The sequence below is a fragment of the Bacillus mycoides genome, from assembly GCF_018742245.1.
In the GTDB taxonomy this organism is placed as follows: Bacteria; Bacillota; Bacilli; order Bacillales; family Bacillaceae_G; genus Bacillus_A; species Bacillus_A cereus_U.
This window is the reverse complement of the sequence record NZ_CP036132.1, coordinates 2,810,926-2,823,188: the sequence shown is the minus strand read 5'-3', so window position 1 is coordinate 2,823,188 and position 12,263 is coordinate 2,810,926. Positions and strand designations below refer to the sequence as shown.

Sequence of the window (12,263 nt, the reverse complement as noted above, 5' to 3'; positions counted from 1 at the left end):
AATAATTAAATAAATGGAAGGGGAATATAAATATAGTATGAAGCGGTTGATTGAAATAATAAAAACATTACCAAATTGTCGGGTTCATGAGCCTACAAAATTCCCGGAATTTGATAAGGATAAGCATATGCTTCCAAGTGATGTAAAAGAATTTTATAGTCTTTGTGGAGGGCTTATTTTATTTGAAAATGAGGAATACGCTATTCATATTGTGAAGCCAGAGGAGTTTGTTTTAGCTAATCCTATAATTATAGGAGAGTTATGTGCGGAGGATATTTCATCAAATTGGTATATTATAGGTAATGATCGTATGGATGGGTATGTAACGATAGATTTAAGTGAAGAGAGATTAGGTAGATGTTATGATAGTTTCTTCGATCGACACGGTATAGTTGGAGAGTCAAAAATTATCGCAAATTCATTTACTGATTTACTTAAAAACCTCATTAACAATCAAGGGCAATATTGGTATTGGCTAAAAACAAATTTTGAATCACTTGGAGATGCTTATGATAAAGAAGAGAAGGTTAAAGATAAACTTTGACGTGATATAAAAGGAGAACGATATTTGAAACGATGTACATATTTTGTTATGAGTTTCTATGTGAAGTGAAATGCTTATGTGAAGGTAAGTTAATGGATTTTTATAACGGGAATGTAAATAGAAGCTGCAAAATAAGGAGTAGTAGTTAATGAATAAAGAGGAATTAACAAATTTTATTAAAGCACATAAGGAAATAGACGACTTTACAGGCGGAGTAAATGAAAGTCAAATTTATGTTGTTCAAAATAGGCTAGGTGTAGAATTACCAGATAGCTATAAGTGGTTTTTAAATACATATGGTTCCGGTGGATTATTTGGCGTTGATATTTTAGGAGTTGGTAAGTCGAATATAGCTTCTGTTGTTATTGTAACGGAGAGTTAAAGGGATTTAGAAATGAGTGAGAATTTAGTAGTTATTGAAGATGCTGGGGAATATGCGTATTGTTTAGATGTTAGTAATATGGAAAATAATGAGTGTCCAATAATAGCCTGGAATAGACAAGGGAGACTTGATGACTACAATACCGCAAAGAACTTTTATGAATTTTTATCACAAAGGTTAATAGATGCAAAAGAATCATGGGAAGAAGAGTTTTAATATTAGGAATTTTATTCGTGTTAATAGCGAAAGTCATCCTGCTGCTAGGTTTATTTAAGGCGAGTTGAGGAATAGAGATTGAGTGAGGAAATTCAATAGAAGTGGGGAACGTTTATTTGAAAATAATGATTAAAAATATAGGTAATAAAAATATAAAAGCTAAAGTAGAAGAACCTTTAAGTTTTCAAGTAGAAACCTTATTTAATTTGTTATCTAAAGTAGAAGATAAATTAGCAGATGGATTTTCAATACAAGTTGGATGGTCTGTTTTTAGTTTATGTAACTATGAAGAGTGTTATCAAATTATTACCCCAGATTATACTAAAAACCCTTTTAAGGATACGTCAGAGGATTTAACGATTGCTTTATGGGTACAACTAGAGCAATCGCATTGCTTACGTCGATTAAATATAGAGGGAGAATTGATAAAATTTAACGATAAGATTGTGATAGCGAAAAATGTGTTGCAACAAGAAGAGTTCTATTTACAAAGATCTAGCGGGTGTGGTGAAGGTGATTCGGGTTGGTATATAGGACCTATCAATGAAGAAGAATCAGGTGAATTGGAAACCATATACGCCTACGAATTATTAAAAATGAAACCTGCAATTATTCAAGTACTAGCCTTACCGTATAATTATTTAGTAGTTTTTGAGAAAGACAAAATTAAAGCAATCTTAAATGAAAATGATGTTGAAATTTGGAGTGAAATAGAAAGGTAATGTATTTATATAAGATGTCAAACAGCTAAAACGAAAATTTCCGGAGTCAAGCACTTCATTGTCAACGTACGACAATAGGTGCTTTTTTACGTGCAGTGAAGAAAAAATATAAGTTTCCTTTTTACTCTATTTCATCTTTTAATTATATGTTATAATTTGGAAAATAAATATTCTTAATTTTTAAAAAATAAAGGTGGTAGTGAAATATATGAACATATTAAAGAAAATCACTAACAATATTTCAAAGGTCATTATAGGAAAAGATGAATCGATTGAACTGGCAGCTATAGCTCTTATAGCAAGAGGACATATTTTATTAGAAGATGTACCTGGGACTGGAAAAACAACATTAGCGAAAAGTTTGGCGAAAAGTGTGGATGCGAAGTTTCAAAGAATTCAATTCACAGCTGATACTTTGCCAGGGGATGTTATTGGTCTCGAATATTTTGATGTGAAGGAATCGGAATTTAAAACGAGATTAGGGCCTATTTTTGCAAATATAGTATTAGTTGATGAAATTAATCGAGCTGTGCCGAGAACGCAATCTTCGTTACTTGAAGTTATGGAAGAACGTACCGTTACGATTGCGAAACAGACACATTCATTACCAGAACCTTTTTTAGTTATTGCAACGCAAAACCCTCTCGAGTCAGCGGGTACATTTCCTTTACCAGACGCTCAATTAGACCGATTTTTACTTACTATACGCCAAGGTTACCCTACGAGAGAAGCAGAAAAGGAAATGATGAGACGATTTCAAACGAATGATCCTCTAGAAGCATTACATTCTATTATTTCAAGTGAAGAAATTATTGCGGTGCAAAAACGTGCAAGGGAAGTGTTAGTAGGGAATGATGTGCAAGATTATCTTCTTGAAATCATTGAGGCAACGCGTAAGCATGAACTGATTGAAATTGGTGTAAGCCCGCGAGGTACATTGGCATTTATGAGAGCGATTCAAGCACGGGCAATATTAAATGAAAGAGATTACTGTACGCCAGATGATATTAAGACGCTTGCTGCAGCCGTTTGTTCTCACCGGTTAACGTTAACGATTGAAGGGGAGATGAAAACGACGAAGGAACAAATCATTAAAGAAATTCTTGGTGCGATTAGTGTACCAGTGGAGAATGCACGATGAAACAACAGCTCGTGTATACACCGTTAGCGGAACCCTTTGTAATAGGAGTTGTATCAGTTGTAGCCGTTATTTTATGTGTATTCTCAAGTAATCTGCTAATTTTATCCCTCGTATTTTTATATTTAATTTTAATAGGAGCTACGCATGGATACATACGTAAAGTATCTCATGTTCAATGGGAATACAATCAAGGTAATTCGAACGTTTTTATAGGTGAAACGAATACGTGCAAAATAAAAATTTCAAACAACTCGATATTTCCTATTTTCAATATCGTATTTCGATTTAAATGTGAAAATAAGCTAACTTGGGATCATGAGGAGCTAAACAAAAATCATAGTACAGGTTCAAATTATTATATGAATTTTAATATAAAAGGTGGAGAGACAGTTTCATTTGATATGCAAGCTATAGCACTAAAAAGAGGTATCGCGAAATGGGAAGAAGTTGAAATTGTTATTACGGATCTTTTGGGATTTATAACGAATCACATAATATATAGTCAAGTTGATACACCGTCCTATTTAGTTTTGCCAGCTGTTCCGAAAATACAAGTACCTGAATTACAAGAATGGTCACGTGGATTTCGAAAAGCAATGTCTTCTCCGCTATATGATGAAACGAAAGTAATGGGAGTGAAATCTTATGAAAATGAAGATTTTCGTTCTATCCATTGGGGTGCAACAGCAAAAACAGGGACGATAACGGCGAAAAAATATGAACGAACACAATCAGATAAATACTCGGTTTATCTTAATTTACAAAATAAAAGTGGCGTTTCTTTACGTAATGATACAGAAGAACTAATTGAACTAACAGCTGGCATATGTAAACAACTGCTTATGCAAGATTGCTCATTTGAATTATGGATTAATAGCGTGAAAGATAACGGATTGTTGCATGTAAAAAACGGGGATAATCGGAAACATTTGCAAAATGTATTAAAGGTACTTGCCTCAATATCGGATCAAGATACGCCTGTATCATCTTCTTATTTTTACACAGCTGGATTTCGTCGAAAGGAATTGGGTGCGGTTCCTTTAATTCTTGGTACTTCTCCAAAGAAATATAGTAGAACGAATAAATGGATTGTAATTAAAGAATAAGAAAGGGCTTATGTCATGGTTAATAAAAAGCGGTATATGAAAGTGAAGTTTTGGAGTGTAAGAGCTTTAATCATACTTTTCTTTGCGGTTAGTGCGATAACGGTATCACAAGGTGTTGTGCATTTACAGGGCATAGTAAAAGAGCGTTTTTTTAGTGAAAAGAAATCTACAGAAATTTATAAGGAAACAATAAACTCTGGAAATATTGAAGATTATGGAACACCTATAGAAGATAAAAAAGTGGGAGATAATGGGAAAAGAACAACGACGGGTAAAAAATTTAAAGGTTTCGAACGGGAAAATTCATGGGGAGACGTATTTTCTGTGCTTTCAAATTCATGGATTACTGTAGCTTTTTCTGTGATTATTGCAGTGGCAATCATATATTATTTCTACAAGTATGTTAGGAAAAGGTTAACGAAAACAGAAATAGAGCAGGAGAAACAATCGATAACAAAAGAGAATTCGGTAAGAACTGTAAAGAATGAAACAGTAAGTCATCAGTTAGTGCGGCCACTGCCTACAGACCCAATACGGAAAAGGTTAATTGAATGGGAACGAACATTACAATTGCACGAACAGCGAAGGTCCTATGAAACGATACAACAATGGTTAAAACGAATATGTCGAACGAGAGATATTATTCCGATATATGAGTCTGTTCGTTATGGTGAAAAGATCTGTTCGGAATTAGATGTAGAGAAAACAATGAGGTGGATAAATCAGGATGAGAAGGTGGAGGAATAGATATTCACCTTTATTTTTTATATGCTCTTTTTTGAAAACAAAACTACTTGGTTAATTATACTGAAAATTGTCATTATTTATCTTGTTCTGTATAATTGAAACTATAGGTATCGTGTTTAGAAAAATTCAAATAAGCTTTAAGGTTATATAGAATACTTTAGTTAGTTAAGGACATCTTGGTTTATTCAAACTATTAGTTTCTATCAAGTCGATTTAAATGAAAATACTAGTATATTGATTTGGAGTTGAGTACATTGGGACAAAATCAGTTTAGATGGAGCAATGAACAATTACGAGAGCATGTTGAAGTAGTAGATGGTACTAGAAGTCCGCACATTCTATTAAAGAATGCGACATATTTAAATCCGTACATACGTGAATGGACTGTAGCAAATATTTGGATCTATGATGACCGAATTGTATATGTGGGAGAAAAATTACCAGAGCAACTACATGAATGTGAAGTTATTGATTGCGATGGAAAGTATGTAGTTCCTAGTTACATAGAACCGCATGCACATCCATATCAATTATATAATCCAGAGACTTTAGCAAATCATGCGATGCAATTTGGGACAACAACTTTCATTAATGATAATCTAACTTTATTTTTCACATTACAGCGTGAAGTAGCGTTTCGTTTATTAGATGAATTTAAAAAGATTCCTGCAAGTATGTATTGGTGGTGTCGTTTTGATGGGCAAACTGAACTGCAAAATGGGGAATCTTTATTTAATAGTGAAGAAATAATGGAGTGGCTGAAGCATGAAGATGTTCTTCAGGGCGGCGAGTTAACTGCATGGCCAAAACTATTACACGGCGATGAGGACATGTTAAATTGGGTACAGGAAACAAAACGATTACAGAAGAAAGTAGAAGGTCATTTTCCCGGAGCGTCTGAAACAACTTTAACAAAGTTAAAATTGTTAGGTACGGATTGTGATCATGAAGCGATGACAGGGCAGGAAGCATTAACACGCCTTATGCAAGGTTACACCGTTTCTCTTAGAAATTCTTCTATCCGTCCAGATTTAGAAATTTTAGTAAAAGAATTGCTAGAACTAGGTGTTAAACAATTTGATAGATTCATTTTCACAACAGACGGTTCGCATCCGTCATTTTATGAAAACGGAATGACAAATAGATTGATAGAAATAGCGATTAAGCAAGGGATACCAGTTATAGATGCCTATAATATGGCAAGTTATAACATTGCTCGTTATTATAATATGGAGCATTTACATGGTGCGATTGCCACAGGTAGAATCGCCAATATTAACATTTTGGAAAGTAAAGAAAACCCGGTGCCGATTAGTGTAATTGCAAAGGGACGATGGGTGAAGCGTGACGGAGTAAACAAAAATGAATCATTACGTATAGAATGGGATGAATTTCAAGTAACCCCTCTACAACTAGACTGGTCTTTAAAGAAAGAAGATATGATTTTTTCTGAAACAACAGGTATAAAATTATTAAATGATGTTATTTCAAAACCATATGTAACTGAAATCGACTTAAACGGTCAGGAACTTTCTATTGAGCATGATGAATGTTTCCTTATGATGATTGCTCGTGATGGCACTTGGCGAGTGAATACAGTTGTGAAAGGTTTTGCGAAAGAATTAGGAGGTCTTGCAAGTTCTTATTCTGGTACAGGTGACATCATTCTTATTGGAAAAAGTAAAGAAGATATGCTTACAGCTTTTCATAGAGTAAAAGAGCTAGGTGGCGGTATGGTAATAGCGGAAAGAAATGAAGTGTTACACGAAATTGCATTACCGTTGCTCGGGATTATGTCCGATTTAAAAATGAGCGAATTAATACATAAAGAGAAAAAAATGGTGAAATTACTACAAGAGCGAGGATATGCCTATAACGATCCAGCATTTACGATTTTATTCTTTTCTGCGACGCACTTGCCTTTTATACGGGTAACGCCTATAGGATTATATGATGTGAAAAGTAGTAAAGTACTTGCTTCACCGGTAAATCTAATAAAGCAATATTAAAAGGAAATGTCCTATAAAAAGTCTATTTTATAGGACATTTCTCATTTATAGCATAAGAATATCTTAAGCCTCAAATAATATAGTATCTACATTATTTGAGGTGATACGTAAATATGAAAAAACTATTGTATATTTTAAGCGTATTTGTTTTATGTGTATCTATTCAACATGTTGTACATTCCCAATCAGATGCACCAAGCTTATCTTCGGATTGTCTCGAAGAAAGAAAAGTTCGAGATGAAAAGTATGGGAAAAATATAATGAGGGATATTAGATCCACGTTTAATTTGAATTTTGATGAAAATAGCTTTTGGGAAGTTGATAAAAGAGATTTAGAAGCTGCACACTTCATGTATGGTGGCCGGGTTGATGATACTTATTATAATTCGTTAACTAAAGTTTTTGAAAGTGGTGGATATAGAGGAGAGCCTAGGCTGTTTGTAAAGCCGCTTGAAGCATTTTTACTTTATAAAGAAATAGACGATACAAATGTAATAAAACATCTTGAACTTGAAAAAGGGGAATGGGTTGTTACCGAAACGAAAAAGAAGCAAGGGAAAATGGTGGAATACAAACCGTTACAATGTGAAAAGGATTATCTGAAAAAGAGAAATGAGTATCATAATATGAAATGAAATACTAATTAATGTTGTTTTTATCAGCTGAAAGGTTGCTATAGAAGAAGGTAAGTATACATATTAACCTTATGTATACTTACCTTCTTTTTTTTGAGGTTATTAACATTTGGGATGGTGTATATTGCAAATTACTTGCTAGTAAATGTGCTTATAATTTCCAACGAATCCTTCATCGTAAAAAGAGGAGTTTGTGTCAAAATATTTATACATTGCTGAAACATCTATGTATATTTTATTCTACAGTATTAATAAAAGAATGTTGGCTATTCATAAGAAATAGCATTGGCACAGTTTTTGCTTGTATTAAATTTAAGGAAGGGGAATTGTATTTAAGGAATCTGTATTCGTAATAGTATAAAACAAGCTACTATTGCATCATTGATCATACTTGTATTTATAGCGGAACTGTAAGTACATACAAATAAGTATGTTCTGATTTTAAAATTCAGAATTTTCTTTAAAATTATAAGGGGGCAATGGTATGGTTAAATATTCGAAAATTTCTAAGTTGATTCTTGGTGTTGGACTAGTGACAATATCATGCAATGGTTTACAAATTCAAGCAGAGACAAAAGAAAAAAATGTGAAGAACGTATTACAAATGGAGCCGGTAGGCATACAGAAATCCGTTGATGAGTTGGCACACTCTTCAAAAGTACAAGAAAATGCATCTTTTACAAAACGGTTAAAGTTATCGGATTTATCGCAGCGTCCGCTAGCACCAAACGAGGATGTTAAACCGTTAGCTGAAGAAAAAAAGTATTCGATGGCTGAGTTAAATCAATTAAGTAACAAACAATTAACTGATCTTCTTGTGACAATTAATTGGTATCAAATTCCGGAATTATTTCAGTTTAATAGTGATAGTCTCAAATTCTATCAAGATGATAGCCGAATGCAAGCGATTATTAATAAACTAGCAGAACAAGGACAAGCTTATACGAAAGATGATTCAAAAGGGATTGAAACATTAGTAGAAGCTCTACGTGCAGCATTTTATTTAGGTTTTTACCATGATGAATTAAGCAAATTAAATGAGCGTAGCTACCAGGATAAATGTTTACCGGCTTTAAAAACAATTGCAAAAAATCCGAATTTCAAACTTGGTACATCAGAACAAAATAAAGTTATTTCATCATATGGAAAATTAATTGGAAATGCATCGGCTGATGTTGAAACGGTTTTATATGCAGGCGAAATTTTTAAACAATATAACGATAACCTTGCAACTTTCATTGAAGACCGAACAAAAGGAGACGCTATATATGAGTTGATGAAGGGAATTGACTTTGATATTCAGACGGATATGTACACGACTGGAAAAGAGCCGAAAGATACGATGTGGTATCGAAATATCGATAACTTTATTAATGAAGTAAGTCGTTTCGCACTAATTGGTACTGTATCAGATAAAAATGGATGGTTAATTAATAACGGAATTTACTATGCTGGTCGATTAGGAAAGCTTCATAGTACGCCAACAAAAGGACAACAAGTTGTTACAGATGCAATGCGAATTTATCCATTTTTAGGAGAGCAATACTTTGTTGCAGCAGAACAAATTACTACAAATTATGGCGGATTAGATGCGAACGGAAAAACTGTGAATTTAGATCAAATTCGAGAAGAGGGTAAAAAGAAATATTTACCGAAAACGTATACGTTTGATGATGGAGCAATTGTCTTTAAAGCTGGGGATAAAGTTAGCGAAGAGAAAATTAAACGTCTATACTGGGCGGCAAAAGAAGTACGCTCTCAATTTTATCGTACAGTTGGTAGTGATAAACCACTTGAAAGTGGACATGTTGATGACGTGTTAACAATGGTTATTTATAATAGTCCAGATGAATATCAATTTAACCGTCAATTGTATGGATATGAAACGAATAATGGTGGAATGTACATTGAAGGAACGGGAACTTTCTTTACATATGAACGTACACCACAGCAAAGTATTTATAGTTTGGAAGAATTGTTCCGCCATGAATTTACACACTACTTACAGGGAAGATACGAGGTTCAGGGATTATGGGGCCAAGGGGAAATGTATCAAAATGAACGTTTAACATGGTTTGAAGAAGGGAATGCGGAGTTCTTTGCAGGTTCAACGCGATTAGATAGTGTAGTACCGCGAAAAAGTATAATTGGTGGATTATCTAATGATCCTGCAAAACGATACACAGCAGCACAAACATTAAATGCGAAATATGGAACGTTTGATTTTTATAACTATTCGTTTGCATTGCAATCATATATGTATAATAACCGTCCTGAAATGTTCGATAAAGTGCATGATTTAATTCGTGCTAATGATGTTTCAAGTTACGATGCATACCGTTCTACATTAAGCAAAGATAATAAATTAAATGAAGAATATCAATCTTATATGCAAATGCTTATTGATAATCGTGATAAGTATACAATTCCACAAGTATCAGATGAGTACTTAGCGCAGCATGATCCAAAATCGCTTTCGGACGTTACTTCAGATATCACTAATGAAGCAAAGTTAAAAGATGTGAAAGTAACAAAGAATAAATCACAATTCTTTAATACATTTACACTACAGGGGACATATACTGGAAGTGCGGCAAAAGGAGAGATTGAGGATTGGAAAGTAATGAATCAAGCAACAAATGATATGTTGAAACGTCTTTCAGGAAAAGCGTGGACTGGATATAAAACATTGACTGCTTATTTTGTAAATTACCGTGTAAATAATGCTGGACAATTTGAATATGATGTTGTATTTAGCGGGCTGAATACGGAAGAAGGTACGGCTGTAGAAAAAGAACCGAATAATTCATTTGATACAGCGAATCCACTATCTTTGAACATTTTGTTAAGAGGAAACTTAAGCGATCAAGATCAGGGGGATAAATTTGTTATTGATGTAAAGGATCAAAAAGATTTACAGATTTCTGTTACGAACGAACAAAACCTTGGACTGAACTGGGTATTATATTCTGAATCAGATCTAAATAATTATGTAGCTTATGCAACAAAACGTGATGGAAATAAATTGCTTGGAAATTATAATGCGAAGCCAGGGAAATATTACTTAAGTGTATATAAGTATGGCGGTGGAACAGGGAATTATACAGTGCAAGTAAAATAATTTACTATAGTTTGTTTTGAAAGGCTACTTATTGCATTTTTTAGCTAAGTAAAGTAGTTAATGTTAAACATTAAACTACTTCAATATACCCCTGTTCTAATTATAGAACAGGGGTATATTGGCTTTATATTTTTAAATTAAATAACCTCATTGGATTTTGACAAGAAAATAATTAATATAGATTTGAATTCTCATTCGTAAAGCATGTTTTAATCTTCTTAATGCTCTTTCATTTTTGTCTCAATGCTTGTTTTCAAATCAGTTGATACTTGATCGAAATACCCCAAAACTATCTTCCTAATATCATTGGATATAACTTTCAAATCATTAGCTAAATTTTCAGCAAGATGTTCTTTTTCAATGTGTGATAACTTCGCATAAAATTCACCAGCCTGCCCAAAATCATCTTGCTTAGTTATAGAAGTTCTTTCGAGTTTTCCTTCAACGTATCTTCCGTCACCGCTTGTAATTTGATTAGCGGGTGTCCAATCTTGCTGTTGGTTGATCGCTAATTTACGAAATTCGGGTCCAATTCTTCTTCTTTGAGAATCACTATAAATATTAGCGCGACCTTGCAGCATTTTATCATCTGATAGTTCTGCACCGTCTAGTAAATTAGAAGGGGAGAAGGAGACTTTTTCTACTTGTTCGATATAGTTTTCAGGATTTTTATTTAATACCATTTTGCCTACTGGCATAAGAGGATACTTCTTTTCATCCCATACTTTAGTATCATCTAAAGGGTCATAAGAAAGATGTGCTTCATCTTTCGGATCCATGAGCTGGACATATAAACCATATTCCACTGGTTTACCAGCCTCAATTGCATCGTATAAATCTTTTCCACTATAATCAGGATTTTCGGCAGCTAGTTTATTTGCTTCCTCACTAGTAATGGATTGTACACCTTCAAATGGATACCAATGATACTTTACGTACTTTCGATTACCTTGAGCATTTCTCCAAACATATGTATTTACACTATGTCCTGGGATGTGGCGAAGACTTTTTGCCGTACCAGCATCAGAGTATAAACGGACAACAAAATGAATGGATTCGGGTGCTCTAGCGACAAAACTCCAAAATCTATCAGGATCTAGTAAGTTATTTTTAGGTGAAGGCAATAACGCGTTAATAGTTTCAGGGAAACGCATCGGATCACGAACAGAAAAGACAGGAAGGTGATTACATAAAAGATCAAATACGCCTTCTTTAGTATAAAATTTTGTAGCAAAACCGCGTACATTTCTAGAAGTATCAGGTGTTCCTTTCGTACTAACAGCTAATGAAAATCGCACCATAACAGGAATTTTCTCATTTGAATTTTGTAAAAAGCTTAGTTTTGTATGTTCAGACATCGGATATATCGTTTGAAAATAACCGAATGCACCAAATCCTTTTGCATGAACAGGTCTTTCTAAAATTTTTTCATGGATAAATTCTTGTAACGCCTCGTGCAGTACATTATCTTGCTTTAAAATAGGTCCACGTGAACCAACTGTTTGAGAGTGAAGTTTAGCTGGTTCATTAAGTTCTCGATTGCTATTTAAGTCTTCTCCTAATAAAGATTGCCTCTGTTTATCATGTTTTTCATTCATCGACATAGCCTCCAAAATTTTTTCGTTGATTGTTACTAAATA

At 33.7% G+C, this 12,263-nt stretch carries 9 protein-coding genes and 1 pseudogene; 9 read left to right on the top strand and 1 reads right to left on the bottom strand.

Annotated features, from left to right (window positions below):
• Positions 1 to 37 precede the first annotated feature (37 nt).
• The 9 genes and pseudogenes from EXW56_RS14365 to colA all read left to right on the top strand — a co-directional run bounded on the left by EXW56_RS14365 (position 38) and on the right by colA (position 10,623).
• On the top strand, positions 38 to 544 hold the full coding sequence (locus tag EXW56_RS14365) for an SMI1/KNR4 family protein (RefSeq protein WP_016105236.1): 507 nt from the start codon (positions 38 to 40) through the stop codon (positions 542 to 544).
• A 148-nt stretch (positions 545 to 692) separates the two neighbouring features.
• Positions 693 to 1,142: pseudogene (locus tag EXW56_RS14360) on the top strand (SMI1/KNR4 family protein).
• A gap of 116 nt (positions 1,143 to 1,258) precedes the next feature.
• Positions 1,259 to 1,864 (top strand): immunity protein Imm33 domain-containing protein, encoded by a 606-nt coding sequence (locus EXW56_RS14355; RefSeq protein WP_215557061.1) that lies wholly within the window; start codon positions 1,259 to 1,261, stop codon positions 1,862 to 1,864.
• A gap of 208 nt (positions 1,865 to 2,072) precedes the next feature.
• On the top strand, positions 2,073 to 3,005 hold the full coding sequence (locus EXW56_RS14350) for an AAA family ATPase (RefSeq protein ID WP_215596671.1): 933 nt from the start codon (positions 2,073 to 2,075) through the stop codon (positions 3,003 to 3,005).
• Entirely contained in the window at positions 3,002 to 4,111 is a 1,110-nt protein-coding gene (locus tag EXW56_RS14345; RefSeq protein WP_199660922.1) for a DUF58 domain-containing protein, read from the top strand. Before EXW56_RS14350 ends, EXW56_RS14345 begins: the two co-directional genes overlap by 4 nt.
• Positions 4,112 to 4,126: 15 nt before the next feature.
• Positions 4,127 to 4,858: a 6TM ABC transporter family protein gene (locus tag EXW56_RS14340; RefSeq protein WP_215557058.1), complete on the top strand. Its 732-nt coding sequence runs from the start codon at positions 4,127 to 4,129 to the stop codon at positions 4,856 to 4,858.
• A 254-nt stretch (positions 4,859 to 5,112) separates the two neighbouring features.
• Positions 5,113 to 6,867, top strand: a complete 1,755-nt coding sequence (locus EXW56_RS14335) for an adenine deaminase (RefSeq protein WP_215596670.1) — start codon at positions 5,113 to 5,115, stop codon at positions 6,865 to 6,867.
• Positions 6,868 to 6,980: 113 nt separating this feature from the next.
• Positions 6,981 to 7,502 carry a hypothetical protein gene (locus tag EXW56_RS14330; protein WP_215596669.1) on the top strand — a complete coding sequence of 174 codons (522 nt, stop codon included), beginning with the start codon at positions 6,981 to 6,983 and terminating at the stop codon, positions 7,500 to 7,502.
• Positions 7,503 to 7,986: 484 nt separating this feature from the next.
• Complete coding sequence (gene colA, locus EXW56_RS14325; protein WP_215596668.1) at positions 7,987 to 10,623, top strand: collagenase ColA; 2,637 nt, start codon at positions 7,987 to 7,989, stop codon at positions 10,621 to 10,623.
• Between the two features lie 218 nt (positions 10,624 to 10,841).
• Here the strand turns inward: colA and EXW56_RS14320 are convergent, their stop codons facing one another.
• Entirely contained in the window at positions 10,842 to 12,221 is a 1,380-nt protein-coding gene (locus tag EXW56_RS14320) for a catalase (protein ID WP_215596667.1), read from the bottom strand.
• Positions 12,222 to 12,263: the final 42 nt, after the last annotated feature.

What these genes read in the sequence shown, in the direction of transcription:
- EXW56_RS14365 (WP_016105236.1), top strand. Translation starts at nt 38, where the DNA reads ATGAAGCGGTTGATTGAAATAATAAAAACATTACCAAATTGTCGGGTT.
- EXW56_RS14350 (WP_215596671.1), top strand. Translation starts at nt 2,073, where the DNA reads ATGAACATATTAAAGAAAATCACTAACAATATTTCAAAGGTCATTATA.
- EXW56_RS14345 (WP_199660922.1), top strand. Translation starts at nt 3,002, where the DNA reads ATGAAACAACAGCTCGTGTATACACCGTTAGCGGAACCCTTTGTAATA.
- EXW56_RS14340 (WP_215557058.1), top strand. Translation starts at nt 4,127, where the DNA reads ATGGTTAATAAAAAGCGGTATATGAAAGTGAAGTTTTGGAGTGTAAGA.
- EXW56_RS14330 (WP_215596669.1), top strand. Translation starts at nt 6,981, where the DNA reads ATGAAAAAACTATTGTATATTTTAAGCGTATTTGTTTTATGTGTATCT.
- colA (WP_215596668.1), top strand. Translation starts at nt 7,987, where the DNA reads ATGGTTAAATATTCGAAAATTTCTAAGTTGATTCTTGGTGTTGGACTA.
- EXW56_RS14320 (WP_215596667.1), bottom strand. Translation starts at nt 12,221, where the DNA reads ATGAATGAAAAACATGATAAACAGAGGCAATCTTTATTAGGAGAAGAC.